The sequence below is a fragment of the Actinomadura rugatobispora genome, assembly GCF_042656285.1.
In the GTDB taxonomy this organism is placed as follows: domain Bacteria; phylum Actinomycetota; class Actinomycetes; order Streptosporangiales; family Streptosporangiaceae; genus Spirillospora; species Spirillospora rugatobispora.
This window is the reverse complement of record NZ_JBHSON010000017.1, coordinates 109,681-136,099: the sequence shown is the minus strand read 5'-3', so window position 1 is coordinate 136,099 and position 26,419 is coordinate 109,681. Positions and strand designations below refer to the sequence as shown.

At 73.5% G+C, this 26,419-nt stretch carries 26 protein-coding genes; 8 read left to right on the top strand and 18 right to left on the bottom strand.

The genetic code is table 11. The annotated features are described in order from the left end of the window. Positions 1-178 precede the first annotated feature (178 nt). Positions 179-652 carry a hypothetical protein gene (locus tag ACFPZN_RS14880; RefSeq protein ID WP_378282523.1) on the top strand — a complete coding sequence of 158 codons (474 nt, stop codon included), beginning with the start codon at positions 179-181 and terminating at the stop codon, positions 650-652. A gap of 260 nt (positions 653-912) precedes the next feature. On the opposite strand, the gene ACFPZN_RS14875 is transcribed toward ACFPZN_RS14880, so the two are convergent. The 4 genes from ACFPZN_RS14875 to ACFPZN_RS14860 all read right to left on the bottom strand — a co-directional run bounded on the left by ACFPZN_RS14875 (position 913) and on the right by ACFPZN_RS14860 (position 4,777). Continuing rightward, positions 913-1,098 (bottom strand): hypothetical protein, encoded by a 186-nt coding sequence (locus tag ACFPZN_RS14875; protein ID WP_378282522.1) that lies wholly within the window; start codon positions 1,096-1,098, stop codon positions 913-915. 232 nt (positions 1,099-1,330) lie between these two features. Further along, positions 1,331-3,286 (bottom strand): endonuclease/exonuclease/phosphatase, encoded by a 1,956-nt coding sequence (locus tag ACFPZN_RS14870; RefSeq protein WP_378282521.1) that lies wholly within the window; start codon positions 3,284-3,286, stop codon positions 1,331-1,333. Between the two features lie 115 nt (positions 3,287-3,401). Next, positions 3,402-4,490 (bottom strand): Zn-dependent alcohol dehydrogenase, encoded by a 1,089-nt coding sequence (locus ACFPZN_RS14865; RefSeq protein WP_378282520.1) that lies wholly within the window; start codon positions 4,488-4,490, stop codon positions 3,402-3,404. A 95-nt stretch (positions 4,491-4,585) separates the two neighbouring features. Beyond that, positions 4,586-4,777 (bottom strand): ferredoxin, encoded by a 192-nt coding sequence (locus tag ACFPZN_RS14860; protein ID WP_378282519.1) that lies wholly within the window; start codon positions 4,775-4,777, stop codon positions 4,586-4,588. 410 nt (positions 4,778-5,187) lie between these two features. On the opposite strand from ACFPZN_RS14860, the gene ACFPZN_RS14855 reads away from it, so the two are divergent. Further along, on the top strand, positions 5,188-5,838 hold the full coding sequence (locus ACFPZN_RS14855; protein ID WP_378282529.1) for a class I SAM-dependent methyltransferase: 651 nt from the start codon (positions 5,188-5,190) through the stop codon (positions 5,836-5,838). A 9-nt stretch (positions 5,839-5,847) separates the two neighbouring features. On the opposite strand, the gene ACFPZN_RS14850 is transcribed toward ACFPZN_RS14855, so the two are convergent. The 11 genes from ACFPZN_RS14850 to ACFPZN_RS14800 form a co-directional block, all read right to left on the bottom strand. Then, on the bottom strand, positions 5,848-6,978 hold the full coding sequence (locus ACFPZN_RS14850) for a prenyltransferase/squalene oxidase repeat-containing protein (RefSeq protein ID WP_378282518.1): 1,131 nt from the start codon (positions 6,976-6,978) through the stop codon (positions 5,848-5,850). Next, positions 6,968-7,735, bottom strand: a complete 768-nt coding sequence (locus tag ACFPZN_RS14845) for a class I SAM-dependent methyltransferase (protein WP_378282528.1) — start codon at positions 7,733-7,735, stop codon at positions 6,968-6,970. The genes ACFPZN_RS14850 and ACFPZN_RS14845 overlap by 11 nt, the downstream gene beginning before the upstream one ends. Before the next feature lie 108 nt (positions 7,736-7,843). Further along, the gene (locus tag ACFPZN_RS14840; protein ID WP_378282517.1) at positions 7,844-9,127 is read right to left on the bottom strand and encodes a glycosyltransferase family 4 protein; all 1,284 of its coding nucleotides are present in this window, start codon (positions 9,125-9,127) and stop codon (positions 7,844-7,846) included. Positions 9,128-9,155: 28 nt separating this feature from the next. Beyond that, on the bottom strand, positions 9,156-10,400 hold the full coding sequence (locus ACFPZN_RS14835; protein WP_378282516.1) for a cytochrome P450: 1,245 nt from the start codon (positions 10,398-10,400) through the stop codon (positions 9,156-9,158). Between the two features lie 37 nt (positions 10,401-10,437). After that, positions 10,438-11,676: a cytochrome P450 gene (locus ACFPZN_RS14830; protein ID WP_378282515.1), complete on the bottom strand. Its 1,239-nt coding sequence runs from the start codon at positions 11,674-11,676 to the stop codon at positions 10,438-10,440. A 47-nt stretch (positions 11,677-11,723) separates the two neighbouring features. Further along, on the bottom strand, positions 11,724-12,605 hold the full coding sequence (locus ACFPZN_RS14825; RefSeq protein ID WP_378282514.1) for an SDR family NAD(P)-dependent oxidoreductase: 882 nt from the start codon (positions 12,603-12,605) through the stop codon (positions 11,724-11,726). 244 nt (positions 12,606-12,849) lie between these two features. After that, the gene (locus tag ACFPZN_RS14820) at positions 12,850-13,854 is read right to left on the bottom strand and encodes an MBL fold metallo-hydrolase (RefSeq protein WP_378282513.1); all 1,005 of its coding nucleotides are present in this window, start codon (positions 13,852-13,854) and stop codon (positions 12,850-12,852) included. Between the two features lie 4 nt (positions 13,855-13,858). Beyond that, positions 13,859-15,019 (bottom strand): steroid 3-ketoacyl-CoA thiolase, encoded by a 1,161-nt coding sequence (locus ACFPZN_RS14815; RefSeq protein WP_378282512.1) that lies wholly within the window; start codon positions 15,017-15,019, stop codon positions 13,859-13,861. A gap of 243 nt (positions 15,020-15,262) precedes the next feature. Next, on the bottom strand, positions 15,263-16,531 hold the full coding sequence (locus tag ACFPZN_RS14810) for a cytochrome P450 (protein ID WP_378282511.1): 1,269 nt from the start codon (positions 16,529-16,531) through the stop codon (positions 15,263-15,265). Between the two features lie 74 nt (positions 16,532-16,605). Next, on the bottom strand, positions 16,606-17,292 hold the full coding sequence (locus ACFPZN_RS14805; RefSeq protein ID WP_378282510.1) for a cytochrome P450: 687 nt from the start codon (positions 17,290-17,292) through the stop codon (positions 16,606-16,608). Between the two features lie 317 nt (positions 17,293-17,609). Next, positions 17,610-17,771, bottom strand: a complete 162-nt coding sequence (locus tag ACFPZN_RS14800) for a hypothetical protein (protein WP_378282509.1) — start codon at positions 17,769-17,771, stop codon at positions 17,610-17,612. 214 nt (positions 17,772-17,985) lie between these two features. On the opposite strand from ACFPZN_RS14800, the gene ACFPZN_RS14795 reads away from it, so the two are divergent. Genes ACFPZN_RS14795 through ACFPZN_RS14770 form a run of 6 tightly spaced genes read left to right on the top strand, consistent with a single transcriptional unit; the run spans position 17,986 to position 24,283 of the window. Continuing rightward, positions 17,986-18,987: a 3-oxoacyl-ACP synthase III family protein gene (locus ACFPZN_RS14795; RefSeq protein WP_378282508.1), complete on the top strand. Its 1,002-nt coding sequence runs from the start codon at positions 17,986-17,988 to the stop codon at positions 18,985-18,987. Between the two features lie 20 nt (positions 18,988-19,007). Continuing rightward, a complete protein-coding gene (locus ACFPZN_RS14790; RefSeq protein ID WP_378282507.1) occupies positions 19,008-19,778 on the top strand; it encodes a glycosyltransferase family 2 protein in 771 nt (256 codons plus the stop codon). Next, complete coding sequence (locus tag ACFPZN_RS14785) at positions 19,775-20,974, top strand: cytochrome P450 (RefSeq protein ID WP_378282506.1); 1,200 nt, start codon at positions 19,775-19,777, stop codon at positions 20,972-20,974. Before ACFPZN_RS14790 ends, ACFPZN_RS14785 begins: the two co-directional genes overlap by 4 nt. After that, positions 20,971-22,488 carry a class I adenylate-forming enzyme family protein gene (locus tag ACFPZN_RS14780; RefSeq protein WP_378282505.1) on the top strand — a complete coding sequence of 506 codons (1,518 nt, stop codon included), beginning with the start codon at positions 20,971-20,973 and terminating at the stop codon, positions 22,486-22,488. The genes ACFPZN_RS14785 and ACFPZN_RS14780 overlap by 4 nt, the downstream gene beginning before the upstream one ends. Further along, complete coding sequence (locus ACFPZN_RS14775; protein ID WP_378282504.1) at positions 22,485-23,456, top strand: NAD-dependent epimerase/dehydratase family protein; 972 nt, start codon at positions 22,485-22,487, stop codon at positions 23,454-23,456. Before ACFPZN_RS14780 ends, ACFPZN_RS14775 begins: the two co-directional genes overlap by 4 nt. A 32-nt stretch (positions 23,457-23,488) precedes the next feature. After that, positions 23,489-24,283, top strand: a complete 795-nt coding sequence (locus ACFPZN_RS14770) for an SDR family NAD(P)-dependent oxidoreductase (RefSeq protein ID WP_378282503.1) — start codon at positions 23,489-23,491, stop codon at positions 24,281-24,283. Here ACFPZN_RS14770 and ACFPZN_RS14765 read toward each other — a convergent pair. The 3 genes from ACFPZN_RS14765 to ACFPZN_RS14755 are packed head-to-tail and all read right to left on the bottom strand — an operon-like array spanning position 24,259 to position 26,306. Beyond that, entirely contained in the window at positions 24,259-25,470 is a 1,212-nt protein-coding gene (locus ACFPZN_RS14765) for an FAD-dependent oxidoreductase (RefSeq protein WP_378282502.1), read from the bottom strand. The two genes, ACFPZN_RS14770 and ACFPZN_RS14765, sit on opposite strands and share 25 nt — an antisense overlap. After that, positions 25,467-26,060 (bottom strand): PadR family transcriptional regulator, encoded by a 594-nt coding sequence (locus tag ACFPZN_RS14760; RefSeq protein WP_378282501.1) that lies wholly within the window; start codon positions 26,058-26,060, stop codon positions 25,467-25,469. The genes ACFPZN_RS14765 and ACFPZN_RS14760 overlap by 4 nt, the downstream gene beginning before the upstream one ends. A 60-nt stretch (positions 26,061-26,120) precedes the next feature. Continuing rightward, positions 26,121-26,306: a hypothetical protein gene (locus ACFPZN_RS14755; RefSeq protein ID WP_378282500.1), complete on the bottom strand. Its 186-nt coding sequence runs from the start codon at positions 26,304-26,306 to the stop codon at positions 26,121-26,123. Positions 26,307-26,419: the final 113 nt, after the last annotated feature.

Sequence of the window (26,419 nt, the reverse complement as noted above, 5' to 3'; positions counted from 1 at the left end):
ACGGAGACCACCGAGGTCAGGGCGCTGGAGGTCCGCGGGCTGACCGCGGGGTACGGCGCCATGGCGGTCATCCACGATGTGACGCTCTCGGTCGGCCACGGCGAGATCGTCGGGCAGGTCGCCGGTCGGCGACCTGCCCGCGATCTGGACCTCGGCGGACGGCCGGAAGTGGGCCGCGGTGGCCTCGCCCGCGCTTCCGGCGGGGATCGCCTCGGGTGCCTTCTTCCAGGTGGTCGCGCGCGGGGACGCGCTGGTGGCGCTCGGCTGGGGCCGTACCGCGGGGGCCGCGGGCGCTCCCGGGCGCGCGGCCGCGTTCGTGGCGCACTCGCCCGACGGCGGCCGCACGTGGCGGACGAGCGTGCCGCAGGGGGCCGGGGAGACGACGACGCTGACGGCCGTGGCGGCGACGTCCAAGGGTTTCCTGCTGGCGGGCTCGTCGGGCCTGCCGGGGCGCCAGGACGTCGTGCTGTGGAGCTCGCCCGGCGGCGCCGGGGACTGGCGGCGCGTGCCGGCGTTCGGCGCCGGTCTGGACGGGCGCGGCGACCAGCGGCTGACCTCGCTGGCCGTGCTGGGCGGGGAGGTCGTGGGGACGGGGATCAGCGCCGACCACAGGGGCGAGACGCCGATGTTCTGGCGCACGCCCGCGCCCTGACCCGAAGGTGTGAGCGGGCCGCCCGGGGACGATCCCGGGCGGCCCGTTCGTGTCGTTCAGCCGTTGCAGCCGCAGCCGCACCCCTTGGGGCACGAGCAACTGCCGCCGTGTCCACAACTGCATCCGTCTTTGGCCATGCCCGGAAGGTAGCGCCGGATCGGGGGCGGGTCCATGGCCGGGCGCGGGGCTGTGGCCGCGGCGCGAGGTAGCGCTCACGCCCTGGCCACTTTGTCCGCGTTGCAGGTGTCATGTACGGGTGCTCAGGTACGGATGTTGAGATCGACGCCGAGCAGGACGAGGAACCACAGGAAGATCGCGAGCAGTGCGCTGGCGACCTGCCGCACCAGTTCCGAGTCGATGTATCCGCGGTCCCAGGCGATGAACACGCCGACGATGATGTAGATCAGCCCGATGACGCTGACGCCGGATCTGTACCTGACCGCCATGGGGGTCGTCTCCTCACGTGGGGGGCTCGTGACCTCCCGTGGGTGCCCCGGCGTGCGGAGATGAAACTTCTTCGGACCTTCGGGCCGTTCCCGAAGGGATCGGATGGGTGACAAGTGCCTGTCGGTGGATGTAGCGGAGGCGGCACGCAAGGCGATAATCGAAGTGTCGCTTCGGTGGCCGGCGGCACTTTAGGGCAGCGCGCGCCGGCCACCGCAGCTTCACGCGCGGCGGCTACTTCCCGGACATGTCGATGCGGACCACGGACGGGTCGCGGTCGCCGGCCCGCTCCGCGAACTCGGCGTTGCGGTGCACGATGTCGTACTCGTGGCCGCGCGCGGCGAGCGACGGGCTGAGCATGATGTGGTCGAGGGCCCGCGCGTTGCCGCCCGTGACCGTGGTGTAGCGCTCCCGGGCCGGCAGGGCCGCCGGGAGGTCGCGCAGCCGGGCCTGCTGGGCCAGCGTTCTGACGGGGGTGGCGAACTCCTGCTCGTTGAGGTCGCCGGCGACGATGACGGCGGCGTCCCCGTCCACCGCCCGCACCGACCGGACGAAGCCCGCCACCACGCGGGCCTGCGCGTCCCGCCGCCACTCGGTGGGACGCAGCGGCGGCTGGTGGCGGCCGAACAGCGGCTGGTCGTCGCCGGTGCGCGGGAACCACTGGTTGGCCACGACGATGATCCGCCGGCCCTGCCAGGTCAGCTCGCCCGCGACCGGCTTGCGGGTACGGCTCCAGGCGGCGTCGCCGGGGGCGATCCGTCCCGGGCTCAGGCTCAGCCGCACGCCGCCCGAGCCGTCGGGCAGGGCCTTGACCGGGGTGCCGGACAGGTCGGCGGGACGGGGCGCCTCGCCGTCCTGCGCGCTTCCCGCGCCGCCCGCCGCCGCGGTGCCGGGACGGTCGACGAAGCCCAGCCCCCGGTCGGTCCGGAACAGGAAGCCGATGTGGTCGTTGGCGCCCGCGTCGCCGCCGTCGGCGTTGTCGCGCGGCGGGATGGAGCGCCAGTCGTAGCCGGGTCCGCCCGCCGCGCTGATCGCGGTGATCAGCTCGGCGACGGTCTGGTCGGCGGCGACGGTGCCGTCGTCGGCCGCCCCGCTGTTGTCGCGCAGCCCGGTGATCGCCACCAGGTCGGGGGAGCGCAGCCCCTCCACCACGTCGGCGGCCAGCGCGGCGAAGCGCTCGGAGGGCGCGTCCGGGCTCAGCCCGCCGAGGTCGGCGGTGGCGACGGCCAGTTCGCCGGCGCGGGCGGGACGGGTGGTCTCCCGGGTCAGGCCGCCGTCCCGGCGCTGCGGGGTGGCGGTGGGCAGCAGCCTGAACGAGCCGTGGCCGTAGTCGACGACGCCGGTGGTGGGGCCGGGGAGCCGGTCGCCCACGTTCATCCCGGGGAGGGCGGCGAGCGCGTCGTCGAGGACGATCCGCTCCGGGTTGGCGTCGGCGGCGGTCTCCAGCACCCCGCCGCGCGCCGTGCGCGGACCGGCGCCCGCGCCGCCCGCCGGCAGCACCGGGATCTCGCCGTGCCGGGACGGGCCGGCGGCGACGGCGTCCTCGACCGCGGCGCGCATGCCTTCGAGCGACTCGTAGAAGTCCAGCGCGTCCCGCGCCGGGTCGAAGCGCCCGCCCGACTCGACGTCGCGGCCGGGGGCGGCGCCGGGCTCGCCGTCCACGACGGTGGACGGCGGCCTGCGCCCCTTGGGCCCGAGCACGGCCGGGGCGGGCAGCGGGACGCCGCGCGCCTCGGTCACGGTACGGGTCGCGTCGATCTCCGTGCGGCCCAGGAAGGGCGACCGGGAACCGCCGGGCCGGAACTCGCTGACCCGTCCGTCCACGCGGACGGCGTCGCCCGGCGCCGCCGGGGGCCGGGTGCGGGTGAAGACGAAGACGCCCTCGGAGGTGGCATCGTCGCGGTCGGGGCGCGGGTCCTGCATCCAGAACCCGTTGCCCGACACCGCCGTCACCACGCCGGGGACCCGGGTGACGACCGTGCCGTTGAGCGGCGACACGTGCCCGCCGCCCTGGACGTCGCGGATGCGGCGCTCGGCCACGGCCGCCGGCGGCGCCGCCGCGTGGGCGGGCAGCGGGGCCAGCAGCGGCGCGCACAGCGCCGGGACGGCCAGTAGGGCTCCGGCGGCGAGCGCGCGGACCGGCCGGGTACTCCTGGACGGTCCCGGCTCGCCTAGGTACGGGTACGCCAACCCTGCTCCATGATCGACTCGCGTACGGCTCAGGAACTCAGGAAGAAGGATGACATACCGCCGGCCCGCCGCCGACCCGGACGGTGAAGCGGCGGACCGGGAGGGACCGGGCGGTTCAGTCGAAGAGCACGACCTGCCTGATCACGTCGCCCTTCCGCAGCGCCCGCACCGCGTCGTTGAGGTCCTCGAAGCGGATGCGCCGCGAGATGAGGCCGTCGATGTCGAGCCGGCCGGCCCGCCACAGGTCGACGAAGCGCGGCACGTCCCGTTTGAGGTCGCAGCCGCCGTACAGCGACGCCTTGAGGTTCTTGCCGTCGAACAGCAGCGCGAACGCGCTCTGCGCGAAGTCGTCGTCGGCCGCGCCCGCGCCGACCACGATGACGTCGCCGCCGCGCCGGGTGGCGCCCCAGGCGGTGGCGATGGCGGCGGACTTGCCGACCACCTCGAAGGCGTAGTCGAAGCCCAGGCCGCCGGTGAGCAGGCCCTTGGCCTCCTCCAGGCCGTCCAGGGTGGCGGTGTGGGTGGCGCCGAACCGCTTGGCGATCGGGTGCTTGGCCTCGTTGGGGTCGACGGCCAGGATGGCGGAGGCGCCGGCGATGCGGGCGCCCTGGATGACCGACAGGCCCACCCCGCCCGCGCCGACGACGGCCACCTTCGACCCGGGCCGCACCTGGGCGGTGTTGATGGCGGCGCCCACCCCGGTGGGGATGCCGCAGCCCAGCAGCGCCGCGTACTCGAACGGCACGTCCTCGTCGATCTTGATGACGCCCTGCCAGGGCACCGTCATCTCGTCCGCCCAGGTGCCGACCCCGGCCATCCCGAACGCGGGGGTGCCGTCGCCGAGCGTGAACCTGGGGTCGCCGAACGCCTGGGCGATGAAGGTCATGCACAGGTACGGCTCGCCGCGCAGGCAGTCCGGGCAGGTGCCGCAGTCGGGCGTCCAGTTGACGACCACGTGGTCGCCGACCGCGACGTTGGTGACGTGCGCGCCGACCTCGGCCACCACGCCCGCGCCCTCGTGCCCCATCACGGTGGGCGGCATGGTGGGCAGCACCCCGGTCATGGTCGACAGGTCGGAGTGGCAGACCCCGGTCGCCCTGATCCGGACCTTGACCTGGTCCGGACCCGGGTCGGCCGTGCCGACGTCGTCGCGCAGGTCCAGCTCGTCGTCGCCGACCGCGTGCAGTACCGCGGCACGTGCCATGTCTGCCTCCACAGGGGTCGGACGCCCGGGGGCGCCCTCGAAGGGGTGGATGTGAAGGGGTGCGGGAGGCCGGCGCGGCGTGCCGCGGTCCGGTGCTACTCGTCGAGGCTGAGCGCGGCCTTGGGGCAGGACCGCACCGCGTGCCGGACGCGGTCGGCCTGGTCCTCGGGAACCTCCGGCAGGAGGATCGTCAGCTCGTCGTCGTCGTTGAGGTCGAAGACCTCCGGGGCCAGACCGACGCAGACGGCGTTGGCCTCGCACACCATGGGGTCGACGCTTACCTTCATCGTCGTTGTCTCCGTTCCACCACCCGGTGGGACGCGCCACCGGTGAGCCCGACACGGTCGTTCCGCGCGGGCCAACATACCGAACCAGGTTCGATCTTCGATACGCGCCCTGCCGGGCGCCGGGGCACCCGCTCGGGGAAAAGTAGAACACGTTCCACTATTGTCGGGCAAGCCTCCGGGACACCCCCGTATCACCCGGAAACCGGGGATGTCCGGCGGCCCGGACGCGTCGAAATCACAGCCGCCGGGGACACTTGGTTCAACCCCGACCGAATATGGATAAAGTGCCGGGACACGCCCGGCGGAGGAGACCGATGACCCACAGCACGGCGTCCACCCACGCGGGGACGACCCCACCCCCGGCACCGCCCCAGGACGGCCCGCGGCCGGACGCCGCGCCCGCCGTGCCGATGCCGGGCGACCTGCTGCGCGCGGCCCGCGCCGCCAAGGGCTTCATGCCCGACGACGAGGGCCGGGCCCTGTACGAGACGGCCCTGGAGTACGGCGCGCGGCACGGCGGCTCCGGCCGCCCCCTCCTGGAGATCGGCAGCTACTGCGGCAAGTCCGCGATCTACCTGGGCGCCGCGGCCAGGGCGACCGGCGCGACCGTCGTGACCGTCGACCACCACCACGGCTCGGAGGAGAACCAGGCGGGCTGGGAGCACCACGACCCGTCCCTGGTGGACCCCCTCACCGGGCGCATGGACACCCTCCCGAGCTTCCGCAGGACCCTCGGCGCCGCCGGGCTCGAGGACCACGTCGTCGCGATCGTCGGGGCCTCCCGCACCGTCGCCGCGTTCTGGCGCACCCCGGTCGCCCTGCTCTTCATCGACGGCGGCCACGCCGAGGACCTGGCGCAGGCCGACTACGCCGACTGGGCGCCGTGGATCGCCGTCGGCGGCGCGCTGGCGATCCACGACGTCTTCCCCGACCCCGCCGACGGCGGCCAGGCCCCGTACCACGTCTACCAGCGCGCCCTGGCCAGCGGAGCCTTCACCGAGCACCGGGTCGAGGGCTCGCTGCGCGTCCTGGAGAGAACGGCCGACACCCCCGTCCTGTGACGCCCCGGGTCAGTACGCCCCGGGTGTGGGCGTCGCCTCCCGGGTGAACACCCCGCAGCCGCAGGCGATCGGGTCGGCGGCCGTGGACGGGCCCAGCGGGCGCCCGGCGATCTCCTTGAACAGGCGGGCGCCGGGGGAGGCGTCCGCGAGCGCGTCGGCCGCCAGGATGACCGCGGCGGCCGTGTAGGTGGAGCGGTCCCCGGGGAAGTGCCGCTGGTTCTCGTACTGCCAGCCGGTCCAGTACGAGCCGTCCTCGTGCCGCAGGTGCTGGATGGTGCGGAACAGCTCCAGGGCGCGGTCGCGGTCGCCCGCCGCGTCCAGGGCCATCACCAGCTCGCAGCTCTCGGCGGCCGTCACCCACGGCTGGTCGGCCACGCAGCGGCAGCCCAGCCCCGGCACCACGAAGGCGTCCCAGCTCTCGGCGAGCCGCCGCGCCGCGGCCTCGCCGCGCAGCGGCCCCGACAGGACCGGGTAGTACCAGTCCATCGACCAGCGGCTCTTGTCGGCGAACGCCTCGGGGTGCGCGGCGACGACGTGGCCGAGCTGGTCGGCGGCCAGCTCCCAGTCCGGCTCCGGCTCGCCCAGCGCCTCCGCCAGCGCCACCGCGCAGCGCAGCGACTGGTAGATCGAGGAGCAGCCGGTCAGCAGCGCGTGGTCGGAGGGGGCGCCGTCCGGGTTCCGCATCCAGATGATCTCGCCGCGGCCGGTCTGCAGGCCGAGCACGAAGTCGACGGCCCGCCGCACGGCGGGCCACATCCGCCGGACGAACTCCTCGTCCCCGGTCATCAGCAGCTCGTGCCAGACGCCCACGGCGAGGTAGGCGGCGTGGTTGGACTCGCCCCACGGCTCGGTGACCTCGCCCAGCACCCACTTGGCGGGCCAGGACCCGTCCGGCCGCTGCACCGAGCGCAGCCACTCGTAGGCCCTGCGGGCGGGCTCGCGCAGCCCGGCCACGGTGAGGGCCATCGCGGCCTCGACGTGGTTCCAGGCGTCCACGTGCCCCGGCACGCCGCCGGTCGGGCTGAACCAGGGGATCGCGCCCGACTCCTCCTGCTGGGCGACGATGCTGCGCGCGGTCGCGACGACGTCGTCGGGACCGAGCACGCCGGGCACGGCGGGAGGCGCGGTCTCAGACCGCATCCGCGGTCTCCGCGTCCTCGGCGGCCGCCGCGGTCCCGGCGGACCCGGCGGGCTTGGTGAAGTACACCACGACGCTCTTCCCGATGACGGGGTTGAGGACCTGCTCGGCCAGGCGGGTCGCCAGCGGCCGCTTCATGATGTCCCACACCAGGAGCCGGTGGTACGCCTTCGCGGCCGGGTGATCGTCGTTGTTCACCCCGACCGCGCACTTGATCCACCAGTAGGGGGCGTGCAGGCCGTGCGCGTGGTGGTGGCCGTTCACGCGGAAGCCGGTGGCCTTCAGCTTGGCCTCGAGCTCGGCCCGGGTGTAGATGCGGACGTGCCCGCCGGGGGCGGTGTGGTAGTCCTCCGACAGGGCCCAGCAGACCCGCTCGGGCAGCCAGCTCGGCACCGTGACCGCCAGCCTCCCGCCCGGCCGCAGCACCCGCAGCAGCTCCCGCATGGCGCTCATGTCGTCGGGGATGTGCTCCAGCACCTCGGACGCGACGATCTTGTCGAAGTGGCCGTCGGGGAACGGCAGCTCCAGCGCGTCGCCCCGCACGGTCTCGGCGGACGCCCCCTCGGGGACCTCCCCCTCCAGCCGCATGGCGCCGAACATCTTCTCCACGCCGGCGAGCTCGCCGGCGTCCAGGTCGAAGGCCGTGACGTGCGCCCCCCTGCGGTACAGCTCGAAGGCGTGCCGCCCGGCGCCGCATCCCATGTCCAGGACGCGCTCTCCGGGTTTGACGCGGAACCGCTGGAAATCCACGGTCAGCAGGGTGATGCTCCTTCCGTACCGGGGGACGCCGCCGGGGCGGTCCCCGCCTGTGTCGGGCCGCGGCGCCCTACGGGGGCTCGCTCGCGGCGCGTGCCGTGCGGGCCCCGGTCAGGCCCCGCCCGCGGCCATCCGCCGGTAGCGCTGCTGGTCGATCGCGGCGCGGTAGTGCTCCACCGTGGCCCGCGCCACGGCCGGCCAGGCGAACCTGCGCTGCACGCGGGCCAGGCCCGCCTCGCCCGCGCGGGCCCGTTCGGAGGGGGAGTCGTGCAGCCGGCGCAGCGTCGCGGCCAGCTCCTCCACATCGCCCGGCTTGACGAGGATCCCGGCGTCGCCGACGACCTCCGGCAGCGCCCCGGCTCGGCTGGCGACCAGCGGGGTGCCCGAGGCCATGTGCTCCACGGCGGGCAGCGAGAAGCCCTCGTACCGCGACGGCACGACGGCGGTCTCGGCCGAGGCCAGCAGCTCGCCCAGCTCCTCGTCGCTGATGCCGCTGACGAACCGCACCCGCTCGCCCAGGGCCAGTTCCCGGACGAGCTTGGCGGTGGGGCCGTCCTTCTGCGGGCGGCTGACCACGATCACGTGCACGTCCCGCTCGGTGGCGACCTTGGCGACCGCCCGCAGCAGCACGTCCACGCCCTTGATGGGGGCGTCGGCGCTGGCCATGGCCACGATGCGGCCGGGGACGCGCTCGCCTCGCGGATGGAAGATCCGGGTGTCGACGCCCAGCGGCAGGATCTCGATGTCGCGCGGGTCGACCCGGAAGTCCTTGACGATGTCGACCTTGGAGGACTCCGACACCGTCAGCACCGGGCCGATCCGCCGCGCGACCTGCGACTGCATGGCGACGAAGCCGTACCAGCGGCGCTTGCCGAGGTTCTGCCTGATGCCGCGCGCCGCCTCCAGCTCGATCCGCCGGTCCACGCTGATCGGATGGTGGATGCTGGTGACCAGGGGCAGGTCCAGCCGGCCGATGCCGAGGTTGCCCAGGCCCAGGACCTGGTTGTCGTGCGCGACGTCGAAGTCGCGGCGGCGGCGCCGCAGCTCGCGCACCACGCGCAGGCTGAAGGTCAGCGGCTCGGGGAAGCCGCCGGTCTTCATGTGGGCGAACTCGAGCACGTCGATCCAGTCGCGGAACTCGCGCAGCGCCGGCGTGCGGAAGGGGTCCTCGTCCCGATAGAGGTCCAGGCTCGGGATCTTGGTCAAAGTGATCTCGTCGCGGTCCAGCTCGGGATACGGTTGCCCGGACAGCACCTCGACCGTGTGCCCCAGGTCGGCCAGCTCACGGCTCAGATGCCGGAGGTAGACGCCCTGACCGCCGCAGTGCGGCTTGCTCCGGTACGAGAGCAGGGCCACGCGCAACGGACCGCCCGACGACTCCTCTGTGTCAGCCACGCCAGTCCCAGCTCACGCACCACTCCTGTCAGTCGTGGAACGCCGGGCGCTGGCGCACCGGCATCCCCTTGATGCCGTTGATGAAACTAGACCTTAGCCTCCGGACGTTACCGGAGAGTTCAATATTGGGCAGAGTGTCCAAAAGTGTTTCGAAGAGCACACTCAGCTCGAGCCGGGCAAGATGGGCGCCGAGGCAGAAATGCGGCCCCCCGCCGCCGAAGCCGAGGTGCGGATTGGGCTCCCGGCCCACATCGAACGCGAACGGGTCGTCGAACACCCGCTCGTCCCGGTTCGCCGACGCGTAGAACACCACGACCTTGTCGCCCGCCGCGATCCGCTCGCCGCCCAGCTCGGTGTCCCGGATCGCGGTGCGGCGGAACAGGTTGACCGGCGTGACCCACCGGACGATCTCGTCCACCGCCGTCCGGACCAGCGCCCGGTCGGCGCGCAGCCGCGCCCACTGCTCCGGATGCTCGAACAGCGCCAGCATCCCGCCCGACGCCGCGTTCCGGGTCGTCTCGTTGCCCGCCACCGACAGCAGCATCACGAACAGCTCGAACTCGTTCCCGGTCAGCTCGTTGCCGTCCGCGTCCGGTTGCAGCAGCCGGGTGATGATGTCCTCGCGCGGCTCGGCCCGCCGGGCCTCCGCCAGCCCGGCCGCGTACGCGTACAGCTCGGCCGCCGCCGTGTCCCCGGCCTCCGGGGACGACTGCAGCTCCGGATCGCTGCCGCCGATCAGCGTGTTCGACCAGTGGAAGATCTTGTCGCGGTCCTCCACCGGTGCCCCGAGCAGCTCGCAGATCACGTACAGCGGCAGCGGCGCCGCCACGTCCCGGACGAAGTCGGCCTCCCCGCCCGCCTCCAGCGTCGCCGCGACCTCCCCGACCAGGTCGCGGCAGATGTCCCGGACGTGCTCCTCCAGCGCCCCGATCGCCCGCGGCGTGAACCCGCGGTTCACGATGCTCCGCTTGCCCGTGTGCTCCGGCGGATCCTGGTTCAGCATCATCATCCGCTGCAGCGCCAGCTGCTCGGGCGCCGGCTCCTCGAACAGCGCCAGCCGCTCGTAGGAGGAGAACACCTCCGGATGCCGGGAGACGTGCACCACGTCCGCGTGCCGCGTCACCGCCCAGAACGGAGGAGCCTCCGCCTCCGGATCGCCGTGGTGCCGGTGGACGGGGGCGTGCTCCCGCAGCGCCGTGAGGTGCTCATGGGGCACACCACCCGCCTCGTACACACTCGGATCGACCAGCTCGACGTGGGAGACGCGGGTCATGGCGGGCCTCTTTTCATGGGGTGGGGAGGCGCGGGGGTCAGGTGTCGGCGGGGGTGAACTGGACCTGGAGTTCTTTGACGCCGTTGACGAAGTTGGAGCGCAGCCGGCGCGGTTCGCCTACCGGGCGGATGTCGGGCATCCGATCGAGAATCGTCTCAAAGATGATGCTCAGATTCATCCGCGCGAGGTGGGTTCCGAGGCAGAAATGCGGGCCGCCGCCGCCGAAGCCGAGGTGCGGGTTGGGGTCGCGGCCGACGTCGAAGGCGTGGGGGTTCTCGAAGACCCGCTCGTCGCGGTTGGCCGAGCCGTAGAACAGGACGACCTTGTCGCCCGCCTTGATCCGCCTGCCGCCCAGTTCGGTGTCGCGGGTCGCGGTGCGGCGGAACTGGTTGATCGGGCTGACCCAGCGGACGATCTCCTCGACCGCGGTGGGCAGCAGGCTCCGGTCGGCCTTCAGGCGCTCCCACTGCTCGGGGCGCTCGAAGAAGGTCTGCATGCCGCCCGCGGTGGCGGTGCGGGTGGTCTCGTTCCCGGCGATCGACAGCATGATCACGAAGAGCTGGAACTCCTCGTCGCCGAGGCGCGTGCCGTCGGGGTCGGGCTGCAGCAGCTTGGTCACGATGTCGTCGCGCGGGGTGGAGACGCGGTCGCGGGCCAGCTCGCCCGCCCAGGCGGCGAACTCGGCGGCGCAGGCGGCCGACTCGGAACGGTCCCCGATGTACTCGGGGTCGTTGAACGCCACCAGCTTGTTGGACCAGTGGAAGATCTTCTCGCGGTCCTCCAGCGGCGCGCCGAGCAGCTCGCAGATCGTGTAGAGGGGCAGCGGCGCCGCGAAGTGCTCGACGAAGTCGCAGGTGCCCAGCGGGGCGGCGGCGTCGATCAGGCGATCGCAGATCCGCCGGATGTGGTCCTGCAGCTTGCCGATCATGCGCGGGGTGAAGCCCTTGTTGACCATGGACCGCAGCCGGGTGTGGTCGGGCGGGTCCTGGAAGAGCATCATCATCCCGTAGAGGGCGATGTCCTCCTGCGTGAACTCCTCGAACATCGACGTGCGGGTGTGGGAGGAGAACAGCTCGGGGTGCCGGGAGACGTGCACGACGTCCTCGTGCCGGGTCACCGCCCAGAAGCCGGGGACGCCGTCGTTGGGGTCCGGGTGCCAGTGGACGGGGTCGTGCTCGCGCAGCCAGGCGAACTGCTCGTGCGGGATGCCCTCCCTCTCGTACACGCCGGGGTCGATGACGTCGATGTCGGGGAGGATGCCGGTCTCAGGCGACATGGAGGATCCTTCTGGCCGGGGTGGGCGGTCAGGTCGAGGGGTCGTGCTCAGGAGAGGGCGGAGACGAAGCCGGCGGTGCCGGTGGCGACTTTGGGGCCCAGTTCGGCGGCCAGGGCGGCGGCCGTCCACGTGCTCTCGGTGCGGGCCTCGTAGGCGACGGTGGGCGGCGCCATGACCGCGACGCGGGCGCCGTGGGCCATGAAGACCTGGCCGGTGACGTCCTGGGCGGCGGGCGAGGCGAGGTAGGCCACCAGCGGGGCGACGTGCTCGGGCGCGAGCGGGTCGGGCCCCTCGGACGGGGCGGGCCCGAAGACCGCGGTGGTCATGGCGGTGCGGGCGCGCGGGCAGATCGCGTTGGCGCGCACCCCGTACCGGCCGCACGACAGCGCGGTCGAGAGAGTCAGCGCCGCCACGCCGCCCTTGGCCGCGGCGTAGTTGGGCTGTCCCGGCGCGCCGATCATGAACGCCTCGGAGGAGGTGTTGACGATCCGCGCGTACACGGGCCCGCCGGTCTCCTTGGAGCGCGCCCGCCAGTGCGCGGCGGCGATCCGGGAGGTGACGAAGTGGCCCCGGAGGTGGACGCGCACGACCGCGTCCCACTCGTCGGCGGACATGTTGAACAGCATTCGGTCGCGGGTGAAGCCGGCGTTGTTGACCAGCACGTCCAGCCCGCCGAACGCGGCGAGCGCGGTGGCGAGGAGGCCCTCGGCCGTCTCCCACGCCGCGACGTCTCCGGCGTGGACGGCGGCCTCGCCGCCGCGGTCCCTGATCTCCTCGGCGACCGCCTCGGCGGTCTCGGCGCGCACGTCGTTGAGCACCAGCCGGGCTCCGGCGGAGGCCAGCGCGAGGGCCTCGGCCCGGCCGAGCCCGTCGCCGGCGCCGGTGACCACGGCCACCCGTCCGGCGAGGCTCACATCTGGGTCGGTCACTGCGGTCCCTTCCCGGGGGCGGTACGGGGGAACGCGGCGCCGGGCGGAGGGGCCGCCGTCGCGCCTCGGGGCCCGTCCACCGGCGCTGGCGCCGGGTTCCGATCTAGATGACTGAGCGCTTGCTTGGGGGAACGATCTAGAACACGTTCTAACATGAGACTCGAGTCTCATCAAGAGTCCCGTGCGGGGAAGTGACATGAGTCGCACCCCCGGCCCGGAGGCGCCGGGGGTGCGTGGAGAGGTGTCAGGCCGTGCGGACGAAGCTGAGCGTGCCGCCGTTCCCCTCGCGGCGGGCGACGCCGCGCCGCTCCAGGGCGCGCAGGTGCGCGGCCGCCTCGCCCGCCGCCATCCGGCGGGACGTCAGCGGCATCGCGTCCCAGGTGTCGCGCCAGGTCATCCCCGCCGCCAGCTCCCACAGCGTGGCCGGCTCGGCGGACAGCAGGCCGGTGATCTCGCTCAGCCGGTCCTCGTGATGCCCGATGATCTCCTCGGCCCGCTCGGTGAGCCCCCGGAAGCGGTACTGGTGGGCGGGCAGCACCTCGCCCACGCCCATCCGGGCGACCCGCTCCAGCGAGGCCAGGAAGTCGCCCAGCGGGTCCACGTCCGGGATGTCGTACGGGTACAGCCCGATGTGCGGGGTGATCCGCGGCAGCACGTGGTCGCCGGTGAAGATCCGGTCGCCGTCCTCCAGGTGCAGGCACACGTGGCCGGGCGAGTGGCCGGGCGTCCACACCGTGCGCAGCGCGCGGCCGGGCAGGTCCACCAGGTCCCCGTCGGCCAGCTCGCGGTCGGGCTCGGCGGGCGGGTCCACGCCGCCGCGCGGGTCGTGCCCGGCCAGCTCCTCCTCGCCCGCGCCCGCGCGCCGCATCGCGTCGGTCTCCCAGCGCCGCTCGCCGTCCCGCCGCAGCACGCCGCGGAACGCCCGGACGATCGCGGCGTCGTCGCGGTGCATCGCGATCCAGGCGCCGGACGCCTCCCGCACCCGGCCCGCCAGCCCGGCGTGGTCGGGATGGAAGTGGGTGACCACCACCCCGTACACGTCGGCGAGGTCGATCCCGAACGTGCCCAGCCCGTCCTTGAGCGCCGCCCAGGCGTCCTCGTGCTCCCACCCGGCGTCGACCAGGACGGGGCCGCGCGGGCTCTCCACCGCGTACACGAGGGTGTAGGCGAGCGGGTTGCCGGGGATCGGCACCGGCACGCTCCACACGCCGCCGCCGAGGTCCTCAGGTCCCGCCGGTGCGGACGGCACCCGCTCAGACCCTCTCGAGCACGGTCGCGGTGGACAGCGCGCCGCCGCAGCACATGGTGACCAGCGCGGTCGCGGCGTCGCGGCGCTCCAGCTCGTGCAGCGCGGTGGTGATCAGCCGGGCCCCGGTCGCGCCGACCGGATGGCCGAGCGCGATGGCGCCGCCGTTGACGTTGACGCGGTCCATGTCGGGCCCGTGCACCGACGCCCACGACAGCACCACCGACGCGAACGCCTCGTTGATCTCGGTGATGTCGATGTCGGCCATGGTCATGCCCGCGCGGGACAGCGCCCGCTCGGTGGACTGGACGGGGCCGTCCAGGTGGTAGTACGGCTCGGAGCCCACCAGCGCCTGCGTCCTGATCCGCGCGCGGGGGCGCAGGCCCAGGGCGCGGGCCCGGTCCTCGTCCATGACCAGGACGGCGGCGGCGCCGTCGGAGATCTGCGAGGAGGTGCCCGCGGTGTGCAGGGCGCCCTCGCCCAGCACCGGCTTGAGCCGGGCCAGGCCCTCGGCGGTCGTCTCGCGCAGGCCCTGGTCGCGGGTGACGGTGCGGGTCTCGCCGGTCGGGGCGCCCTCGGCGTCCAGGACGGGCGCCTCGATCGGGGCGATCTCGCGGTCGAAGCGCCCGTCGGCCCACGCCTTGGCGGCCAGCTGCTGGGAGCGGGCGCCGAAGGCGTCCAGGTCGGCGCGGGCGAGGCCGCGCCGGGCGGCGATCCGCTCGGCGGCCTCGAACTGGTTGGGCATGTCGAGCGACCAGTCGTCGGGCCGCGGATTGGCGGGCAGCACGTTGCTGCCCAGCGGCGACCGGCTCATCACCTCGACGCCGCCGCCTATGGCCGCGTCCACCACCCCGGCGGCGACCTGCGCGGCCGCCAGGTGCACGGCCTGCTGGGCGGAGCCGCACTGGGCGTCGATGGTGGTGACGCCGGCCTGCCAGGGGAGTCCCGCGTACAGCCAGGCGTACCGGCCGACGTGGCCGCCCTGCTCGCCGGACTGCGTGACGCATCCGGCGAAGACCTGCTCGACCTCGCCTGCGTCCAGGCCGGAGCGGTCGAGCAGCGCCCGGTAGGCGTGCGCCAGGACGGCCTGCGCCTTGAGGCCCGCGAGCCAGCCGTTGCGCTTACCGAGCGGCGTGCGCACCGCGTCGACGATCACGGGAGTGCCCATTGCGGTCTCCTTCTAGGCTGCGATTCCAAAGTCCCGGCCTACGGCGCTCGCCTGGCGGCTCGCCCCTAACCGGGCCTGTGCGAGCGCGGCATCGCTTCGCGATCTGGCCGGTGACACTCGCCTCCGGCGTCGCATCACCGGCCAGGTAACGCGCTCGCGCGGTACCTGAGGCCACGTCTAGAACCCGATTCAGGTTCAACTGTAACGTGTTCTAGTTTCGGGTGGAAGGGGACCGCCGCGGCGTCAGCCGCAGCGCACGGGCAGCTCCTTGATGCCGTTGATCCACGCCGACCGCAGCCGGCGCGGCTCGCCCGCCCGCCGGATGCCCGGCAGCTCGTCGGCGATCGCCTCGAACATCAGCCCGATCTCCAGCCGGGCCAGGCTCGCGCCGATGCAGTAGTGCGCGCCCGTCCCGCCGAAACCCAGATGCGGGTTGGGGGAGCGGGTGATGTCGAACCGCTCGGGGCGCTCGAACACCTCCTCGTCGAAGTTGGCCGAGCTGTAGTACATGGCCAGCCGGTCGCCGGCCCGGATCTCCGCCCCGCCCAGCTCGGTGTCGCGGACGGCGGTGCGCTGGAACGCGGTGACCGGGGTCGACCAGCGCACCACCTCGTCCGCCGTCGTCTCCGGCCGCTCGGCCCGGAACAGCTCCCACTGCCCCGGATCGTCCAGGAACGCGATCATGCCGTGGGTGATGGCGTTGCGGGTGGTCTCGTTCCCGGCCACCGCCAGCACGATCATGAAATAGCCGAACTCGTCGTCGGTCAGCCCGCGGGCGCCGTCGCCGCCGTCCCGGACGTCGGCCTGGACGAGCCGGGTGACGATGTCGTGCGCGGGGCAGGCGCGGCGGCGCTCGGCCAGGTCCATCGAGTAGCCGATGATCTCGGCGGCGGAGCCGGTGGGGTCGGCGTCGTACTCGGGGTCGTCGTAGCCGAGCATCCGGTTGGACCATGCGAACAGCCGCCCCCGATCCTCCTGCGGCACGCCCATCAGCTCCGCGATCGCCTGCAGCGGCAGCTCGGCGGCGATCCGGGTGACGAAGTCGAACGCGCCGCCCCCGCCGTCGCGGCGGGCCTCGGCCACGATCCGCCCGGCCCGTTCGCGCAGCGCGTCCCGCAACCCCTCGACCACGCGCGGGGTGAAGCCGCGCGAGACGATCCGGCGCAGCGTGGCGTGCTGCGGCGCGTCCATGTTGATCAGCAGGTTCGCCCGCTGCACCGCCAGCTCCTCGGGGGTGAACGAGCCGTTGAAGCGGATCACCGAGCCGTTGGCCGCGGCGGAGAACCGCTCGTGGTCGCGGGAGATCTCCTTGACGTGGGCGTGCTTGCTCACCACCCAGAACCCGCCGTCGTCGAAGCCGGTGCGGCCGCGCGGCTGGGCGTTCCACCAGGGGCGGGCGGTGCGGCGCAGCGCCGCGAACTCCTCCAGCGGGACCCGCTCGGCCATCAGGTCGGGGCAGCTGGGGTCGAAGTGCTCGGGGACGGTGACACTCTCGGGCACGAGGCTCGTCATGGCCCCAACGTAGAACGCGTTTCAAGGCGGGAACAAGAGGAAATGAGACTTGCGTCTAACCGCAAGTCTCTGCATCATGGAACCAGCCTGACCTGCAAGCTCGCGTATGTCGGCACCAGGACCCGGGTGGCCGCTCGGCGTGCCACGATCCGGTACGGACGGCCCTGCGAGAGCAGGTTCTGGAGCATCCGCGCGATCTGGACCCGGGCCACCGCCGCCCCCAGGCACAGGTGCCGTCCCCCGCCGAACCACAGCTGCCGCGTCTCGGGCACGTAGTCCCGCCCGATGTCGAACGGCCCCACCCGCGTGGTGGCCAGGTAGGTCAGCAGCAGTACCCGCTCGCCCGCCCGCAGCCGCCGCCCGCCGACCGTCGCGTCGCGCGCCACGTGCCGTCCGATGACCGGCGCGGGCGTGGACATCCGCAGCCCCTCCCGCACGGCGTTGTCCATCAGGCCGGGATCGGCCAGCAGCGCGTGCTGCTGGCCGGTGTCGTGCAGGAGCGCGACCGTGCGGGACGTCCCCGAGGCGCCCGTCTCGGTGCCCGCGATGGCCAGCAGCGTGGCGAGCCCGCGGGCGCCGTCCTCGGTGAAGAGGTCGCGGGCCTTGGTCCGCACCTCCGTGTGCCGGGCGCCCCCGAAGAACTGCGCCATCTCCTCACCGAAGAACTGTGCCCACATGTGGCCGACGCCGCCCTCGCCGACCATGCTGAAGCACGCGTGGTCGGCGAGGACCTGCCGGGCCAGCAGCGGATCGGTCACCACCCACCGTTCCTAGGGACTGTGCATGAGTTGCTCAGCCGCGCGCCCCGAACGGTGCTGGGCGCACTGGTCCCCGGCGTACTCGACCCCGGGGCGGCGACACGCATCCTGTGTGTGGTCCGTTCCCGGGAGGCCGGTTCCCTATGCGACCTGGCCATGTGGGCTCGACCAGAGGCGACGGGGAGGCCCCAGACCATCACTCCGGTGGAAAGGGGGCCCCGCACGCCGACATCGAACCCGGCGTCCCAGATCGCGCTACTGAAAGTACAGAAACCAACACCGAACGTCAACTCGAACCACTCGATTACCCGTATGTCCACTCAACCGACCTCACAGACGAACAGTTCCCACCCCAGCCGGGGGACGCGCGTGATGGGGCCGGTGTGCCGGGCCGCCTTCAGCAGGGCGAACAGGCCCTTGTTGCCGTTCCAGAGCAGCCGGGCCTCGTGCCGGGCCGCCGCCGCGTGTTCCGTCCTGATCACAAGGAGAGTCTGCGGCCTGGGACGTACCGGTCGGACCAGGCACTTCACCTCAATGACCTGAGTGGTGGTACTCACCCCGAACCGGGGTGGAGTGCCTGGTCACGGTTCCGTAGGGTCTCCCTGGCCGGGACCCGGCGCGGCCGGTGAGGCTGTCGGTACGTCAACGAACACGGCACGACCAGCACGGATCGACAGGAACGGGAGTCCGGACCACATGAGAGCCCGCATCGCAGGGGTCGCCGCGCACCTGCCCGAGCGCACCCGCACCAGCGCCGAGGTGGAGGCGCTGGTCGAGGCCCGCAGCGCGGGCTTCCGGCCGCTCCCGACGATCGTCCGGCGGATGACCGGCATCGAGACCCGCCATGTCATGGCCGACCACGAGCAGGCGTCCGACCTGGCCGTGGCCGCCGCCCGGCGGGTGCTGGCCGAGCGCGGCCACGGCCCCGACCGGCTGGACCTGCTGATCTTCGGGTCGGCCTCGCAGGACCTGGTCGAACCGGCCACCGCGCACATCGTCGCCGCCAAGCTGGGCGCGACCTGCCCGGTGTTCGACGTCAAGAACGCCTGCAACAGCTTCCTCAACGGGCTCCAGGTCGCCGACGCGCTGATCCGCACCGGGCAGCACGAGCGGGTGCTGGTGTGCACGGGGGAGAGCCCGTCGCGCGCGATCCGCTGGTCGGTGCGGGACCGCGCGCAGTTCGCGGACGCGTTCGCCGGCTACACGCTGTCGGACGGCGGCGCCGCGATGCTCGTCGAGGCCGCCCCCGACGGCGGGATCTTCTACCGCGACTTCACCGCCGTCTCCACCGCCTGGGACGTCGGCACACTGCCCGGCGGAGGGTCGATGCACCCCCGCGACCCCGACCGCTCCTACTTCAGCGGCGACGGCCGCAAACTCAAGGACGCCTTCCTCGGCCACGGCCCCGAGATGTTCGTCACCGCCCTGGAGAAGACCGGGCTGACCTGGGACGACTTCGCCGCCGTGTGCGTGCACCAGGTGACCCTGCCCTACCTGGAGACGCTCCGGTCGGTCCTGGGCATTCCGGAGGACCGGCTCGTGGTGACGCTCCCCGAGCACGGCAACCTCGCCTCCGCGTCCCTGCCGCTGCAGTTCGACACGGCGCTGCGCGCGGGCCGGTGCGGGCCGGGCGACCTGGTCGCGTTCGTCGGGTTGGCGGGCGGCGTCAGCCTCGGCGTCGTGTTCGCCGAACTGTGAACGAGAACGGAGTCGTTCCGATGAACCTGTGGGTCGTGATCCCCGCCTACGACGAGGAGCGCTCGATCGGGGCGACGCTGCGGCGGCTCGCCGAGCAGACCGACCCCGGGTTCACCCTCGTCGTGGTCGACAACGGCAGCACCGACGGCACCGCCGACGCGGTCCGCGCCTTCGCCGCCGCCCACCCGGGCGGCCCGGAGGTGCGGATCGTCACCGAGCCGCAGAAGGGCACCGGCGCCGCCGCCGACACCGGCTTCCGGCACGCCATCACCGCCGGGGCCACCCACGTCGCCCGCACCGACGCCGACTGCCTGCCCGACCCGGGCTGGATCGCGGCGGTGAAGGGGGCGTTCGCGGACGGCCTGGAGTTGGTCAGCGGACCGCTGCGGCCCCGCACCGACGAGTTCGCGCTCAGGTTCTGGGAGCGGCGGCTGCTGCCCGCCGTGATCTCGACCGCCGCGCTGTTCGGCCGGTTCCGGCCGGGCAACCAGGACCCCGCCTACCTCGGGCCGTACGTGATGATGCCGGGCTGCAACCTCGCGATCACCGCCGACCTGTACGAGCGGGCCGGGGGCTTCCCGCGCACCCGCATCGAGGACGTCCACGAGGACCGCGCCCTGGTCAACCGGGTGCGCCGGCTGACCCGCGCGTACGGGCTGCGCAAGGACGTCCTCGTGCACGGCTCGGTGCGGCGGCTGCGCGCCTACGGCCTGGTCGGGACGCTCGGCTGGTACGCCGACCACCGCCACACGCCCGAGATCGTCGACATCCGGATCGGGGACCTGCGATGACGCCTTCCTCGGACGCCTGGGAACGGCGGCTCTACCTGGCCGCGCACCCCGTCGCCTACCCGCTGCTGCGCGGCCTGGCCCGGCGCGGCCCCGTCGTCCGGGTGCCCGGGGTCGGCGTGGTGGTGAACGACGCCGCCCGCGCCCGCGAGGTTTTGATGGACGGCGACACCTTCCGCAAGGACGGGCCCGGCTCGCCCGGCGACCTGTGGACGCCGGTGCTCGGCCCGTCCGTGCTGCTCAACATGGAGGGCGAGGCGCACCGGGTGCTGCGCCGCCGCCTCACCGAGCTGTTCACGCCCTCCTACACCCAGGACCTGTGCGCCCGTGTCCTGGCCGAGCCGCTGGAACGCCTCGCCGACCACCTGGAGCGGGGCGCGGTGGTCGACCTGGTGGACACGATGCGGGTGATGGCGGGCGCCGTGATGAGCGAGGTCATCGGCTTGGAGAGGCGTCCGGGGGACGGCGCGGAGGCCGGCTTCCGGGAGCTGTTCGAGCAGGGCGAGCGGATCGTGTCGATGGTGTCGCTGCGCAGCCGCAGCCTCTCGCCCCGCCAGGTGGAACGGGCCCGCGCCGTGCTCGGCCCGCTCGGCGACATCGCCGCCAAGGCGTACGCGGCGGGCGGGGACTCCACGGTGATGGGCCGGATGCGGGAACTCGGGCTGTCGGAGGAGGAGGCGCGCGGCGCCGCCGGGGCGTTCTTCCTCACCGGGACCGAGACCGTCGCCACGCTCGTGCCGCGCCTGATCGCCCTGCTGCACGACACCGGCCGCCTCGACGTCCCGGCTGCGTCCGGTCCGGCGGCGTCGCCGTCGGCGCTCGACCGGGCGATCGACGAGGCGATGCGCGTGACGACGCCCACGCCCGTCATGCTGCGCAGCGTCCACCGCCGCGTGGACCTGGGCGGGGTGCGGGTGGGGCCGGGCGACCGGATCCTCATCGCCACCTACAACTGCTGCCGCGCGTACGGGCCGTTCGACCCGGACGGGCCGCCGCACCCGCCCGAGCTGCGCCGCCTGTGGTTCGGCGCGGGGCCGCACTTCTGCATCGGCTACCCGCTGGCGATGGCCGAGATCCGCGCGGTCGCCCGGACGGTCCTCGCCGCCGCACCGCTGAAGATCACCGGTCGTGCGGCCGCGCGCCGCGTGCTGATCCCGACCTACGCGCGGCTGACCGTGAGAGCGGAGCGGGCCCGATGATCCTGATCGAGCGGCTCCTGGCGCAGGCCGCCGCGACGCCCGAGGCCGTCGCGCTGGTCGCGGGGGACGGGACGGAGCTGTCCTACGGCGGACTGCGCCGGCAGGTCCTCGCCGTCCGGCACGCCCTCCTCGCCACCGGGCTGGAACCGGGGGACGGGGTGCTGTTCTCCGTACGGCCGTCGCCCGAAGCCCTCGTGCTGGCGCTCGGCGTCGTGGCCGCCCGGGGCGTGGTGGTCTTCGCCGACCCGGGCGCGGGCCCGGAGATGTTCACCGCCCGGCTGCGCCTGGCGCGTCCCCGGTGGTCGGCCGCCGAGTCGTTCCTGTACGCGGCGAGCAGGCTGGGGCCCGTCCGGGCGTACGCGCGGCGCCGCGGCCTGCTGCTCCCCGACCTCGGTGCCCTGGAGGTCCCGGGGGAGGGGCGGATGCGGCACATCTACACGGGACGGTGGCTGCCCGGCGTGCCGCGCGGCGCCCTGTCCCTCGCCAAGATCGTCCAGGGGCCCGCGGAGGAGCCCCCCGATGCCGGGGATCCCGACGCGCCCGCCACCGTCATCTTCACCTCCGGCACCACCGAGAACCCCCGCGCGGTCGTCCATTCGCAGGGTTCGCTCGCCGCCGCGCTCGACCTGTTCCGGGAACGGCTGCCGCTGGGGCCGGGCGACGTCGTCCACACCGACCAGCTCATGCTCGGCCTGCCGACGCTCATCTCGGGGGCGCGCTGGTCGATGCCGCCGCTGTTCTGCTCCCCGGCCGCGTTCGCGCGCCTCCTCAGGGACCGCGGAGCCACCCACACCTTCTGCGTCCCGGTCCACCTCGCCGAGATCCTGGACGCCGCCCCCGAATTCCCGGCCGCCCTGCGCTACGTTCTTCTTGGCGCGGCCCCCGCACCCCCCGCGATCCTGCGCCGCGCCCTGTCCGCAGCCGCCCCCTCAGCCAAGGTCCTTTCCGTCTACGCGATGACCGAGATCCTCCCCGTGGCGATCGCCTCCGCCGAAGAGAAACTGGCCCACACCCGCTCGGGCTCCGACGGGGACCTGCTGGGCGAACCCCTCGTCCCCGCACGCCTCGACGCCTCCGGCGAACTCCACCTGTCCGGGCCCAACCTCTGCCGCGGCTACCTCGGCGACCCGCCCCTCACCGAGCTGCCCACCGGCGACCTGGCCCGCCTCGACGACGGCCGCCTCGTCCTCACCGGCCGGAAGAAGGACATGCTGATCCGGGGGAAGTTCAACCTCTACCCCGGCCTGTACGAGCCGGCCATCGCCGCGCTGGACGGCGTCGCCGAGGCCGCCATCGTGGGCCTGCCCGACCCGGAGACCGGCGACGAGGAGGTCGTCCTGGCCGTCGTCGGCGACACCGACCCCGGCCGCCTGCGCCGCCGGCTCCCCGAGGTCATCGACCACGACGCCCTCCCGGACCGCGTCGTCGTCCTCCCCGCCCTGCCCCGCTCCGGGCGCGGCCGCAAGCTCGACCGGGACCGCCTGCGCGAACTGGTAAGGGAGGCGGCCGTATGAAAGTCGCCGTCACGGGGGCATCCGGATTCGTCGGCGGGGCCGTGTGCCGCGCCCTGGCCGAGCGTGGAATCGAGACGCACGCTTACGGCCGACGCACCGTCGTGGACCGCGCGCACGTGGGCGGCGCGTCCTACCGTTCCTGGGACCTGACCCAAGGGCCCCTCCTGGACGCCCCAGAGGTCAACGCCGTCATCCACTGCGCGGGCAGCGTCAGCGACTGGGGCCGGGCGTCCACCCTCTTCGCCACCAACCTGACCGGCACCAAGAACGCCCTGGCCGCCTTCCCCAAGGCGCGGTTCGTGCACGTCAGCACCGCCAGCGTGTACGACCCGTACAGCCCCACCGTCATGGCCAAGGAGCACGAGGCCCCCGCGCCCCGCTACCTCAACGCCTACGGGGCGTCCAAGGCCGCCGCCGAACGGGCCGTGCTGTCGGTGATGCGGGGCCACGGCAGGGCGCTCTGGCGCGGCCCCAGCCGCCGCGAAGCCCTCATCCTCCGGCCCCACGCCGTCTACGGCCCCGGCGACACCACCCTCCTGCCGCGCGTCCTGTCCTCGGTGCGCGGCCCCGTCCTCACCGCCGTCGGCAGGCCCCGGCAGCGCGTCAGCCTCACCTCCGTCGCCAACCTCGCCCAGGCGTGCCTCCTGGCCGCCTGCGGCCCCGTCGGGACGGGCGTCTACAACATCACCGACGCCGAACCGGTGACGCTCGACGAGGCGTTCCGCGCCCTCCTCGGCGAACGCGGCGTCAAGGCCCGCCCCGTCTACCTGCCCGCCGCGCCCGTCCGGTCCCTGGCCGCCGCCGTCGAGGGCGCCTACCTCCTCGCCCGCCGCCCCCAGCCGCCCACCCTCACCCGGTACGCCATCGGCCACCTCGCCGTCGAACGCACCCTCGACATCACCGCCGCCCGCTCCGTCCTCGGCTACGAGCCCGCCGCCACCACCTTCGCGGGCGCCGCCGCCTGGTAGAGGAGCCGCCCGGCCGGGGAAGGTAGGACGGCATGGAGATCGAACTCACCGGGCGCACCGCCCTCGTCAGCGGCTCCACCCAGGGCATCGGCCGGGCCATCGCCGCCGGGCTCGCCCGCGCCGGAGCCCGCACCGTGATCAACGGCCGGTCCGGGACCGGGGTCGCCGCCGCCGTCGAGGAGCTCACCGCCGAACTGCCCGGCGCCGACCTCACCGGCGTCGCCGCCGACCTCGCCACCGCCGCGGGCGCCCACACCCTGCTGGAACGGGTCCCGGCCGTCGACATCCTGGTCAACAACCTCGGGATCTTCGGCCCGCGGCCCGTCCTGGAGATCGACGACGCCGAATGGCGCCGCTACTTCGAGATCAACGTGCTCTCCGGGGTGCGGCTCACCCGCCAGTACCTGCCCGGCATGATGGAACGCGGCTGGGGCCGGGTCCAGTTCATCGCCAGCGACTCCGCCGTCGTGACGCCCGAGGAGATGGTGCACTACGGCATGACCAAGACCGCGCTGCTCGCCGTCTCCCGCGGCTACGCCAAGGCCGCCGCGGGCACCGGCGTCACCGTCAACACCGTCATGGCCGGGCCCACCCACACCGAGGGCGTGGAGGACTTCGTCGCCGAACTGGTCGGCGCCGGCCTCCCCTGGGACGACGCCCAGCGCCGCTTCATGGCCGAGCACCGCCCCAACTCCCTGCTGCACCGCCTCATCGAGCCCGAGGAGATCGCCAAGATGGTCGTCTACCTCGGCTCCGACCACGCCTCCGCGACCACCGGCGGCGCCGTGCGGGTCGACGGCGGCTACATCGACGCCATCCTGCCCTGACCCACCGGCCGCTCCCAGTCGATCCGGAACCGGTGCTCCTCGCCGAGCGTCCGCTCCGGCGTCATGAACGTCCGCGTCGCGACCGGCATCATCAGCTTCATCATGGCCAGCGCCGCCGGGCCCAGCGTCTTGCTGTTGTTCGTCCGCGCCGCCCGCGCCGCGACCTTCCGCACCCGGCCGCGGCGCAGCCGCTCGTACGCGGCGAACGCGTCGCCGAGATCGGGCAGGTCCCGCACGCACCGGGCCAGCTCCACCGCGCTCTCGGCGGCCAGCGACGCGCCCTGCCCCGAACTGGGCGACGGCGCGTGCACCGAGTCCCCGACCAGCACCATCCGGCCCCGGTGCCAGCGCGGCACGTCCGGCATGATCTGCGTCGTGCCCAGCACGAACAGCCGCTCCGCCGGGGTGCTCTCCACCAGCTCCCGCCCCGGCCGGTCGGCGGCGTAGATCTCCCGCAGCCGCCGCAGCCACTCCTCGTTCGGCACCTCGCGGGCCTGCGCCGACGTCATCGGCTCCCGGTGCGGGACGTTGCCGAACCACGCCGTCGTCCCGTCCGGCTGCACCCAGTAGCCCAGGAAGGCCCGGTCGCCGAACGCGAAGTACGCCGTGTCCGGCTCGGCGTCGACCGCGATGTCGGCCCGCGCGCCCAGGTTCAGCAGCGGCACGTGCTCGGGGCCGGGCGCCTCCCGGTCGATCAGCGTCCGGACCGTCGACCGGATCCCGTCCGCCCCGACCAGCAGGTCACCGGTGGCGGTGCTCCCGTCGGCGAACCGGGCCGTGATCCCGCCGGGCCCCTCCTCGACATCGACCAGCCTTCTGCCGTGCTCGATCCGCACGCCCTCCGCAAGGGCCCTGTCCTGCAGCACCCGATAGAGGTCGTAGCGCCACAGCGCCCGACCGGGCGGGAGCCCGTCCAGGCCCCGCATCACGCCGATCTTCTTGCCCTTGCCGTCCAGCATGACCGAGTGGCTCATCGGCTGCCCGACGCCCCGCACCGCCTCCGCCGCGCCGACCGCCTCCAATGCCGCCAGCCCGTTGGGCGCGAGCGTGAGCTGCCCGCCCACGCCGTCGGCGCCGCCCGCGTACGCCTCGTACACCACGGGCTCCACGCCCGCCCGCTTCAACGCCATCGCCGCGACCGTCCCGGCGATGCCGCCGCCGATGACCAGTGCCGTCCTGTCCGTCATGCTCGGCTCCCGAAGATCCGTTGCCATTCCCGGCCGTACGCCGGGTCCCGGAGCGACTCCACCAGCCGCCCCACGAAGCGGCGCTCGGCGTCGAGCACCTCCAGGCGGTACTCCTCCTCGACCAGGAACACCCAGGCCACCCCCTGCTCGGTGGCCTGCCTGACCTTGCCGCGGATCTCCTCCGCCTGCCCGTCCAGCGCCTCCGCCCGCCGCCCGAGCAGCTCGACCGCCTCGTCCGGCGCGAGCACGCTGAGCAGCGACAGGGCGGCGCCGAACCGGGGGTACTCCTCCTGGGGCTGCGCCACCAGCTCCCGCAACCAGTCGTAGAGCTCCGCCCGGCCCTCGCCGGTGAGCTCGTAGACCGTCCGCTCGGGCCGCTGGGTGTCGCGCACCGTCTCCCGCTCGACGATGAACCCGGCCTTCCGCAGCTGGTTCACGACCATGTAGAGCGAGCCCCGGTTGTACTTGAAGCTGCGCTCCTTGTCGGTCTCCTTGAGGCGCCGCCCCAGCTCGTAGGGATGCATGGGCTCCCAGAGCAGGAACGCCAGCACCGCCAACGCCAGGGGATTGGCCACCCGCCGCTTCTCCATATAGCCAGGATCAACTATCAACCATCGAATAGTCAATCCCAACTATTGCGCCCGCCGCCGTCAGGAGCCGGACCCGTCCCGCCGCGGCGCCCGCCCGTCCAGCACCCTCCGGACCAGCCGCCGGAACTCCGGATCCCGGGAATGCTCGTCGAGGATCTCCAGATTGCGCCGCACCCTCCGCGACAGGCGCGCGCCCTCGCGCGCCCTGTCGATCAGCGGCGGCTCACCGTCCCGGGATTCGCGCATCGGATCACCACTTCGTTCGCGCTTTACAGGGATGGGCTTCGCATGGCGACATGGAGAGGAAAGAGCCCATCGCGAAATGTTATCGATTGGCCACGCTTCGTATTCAAAGCATA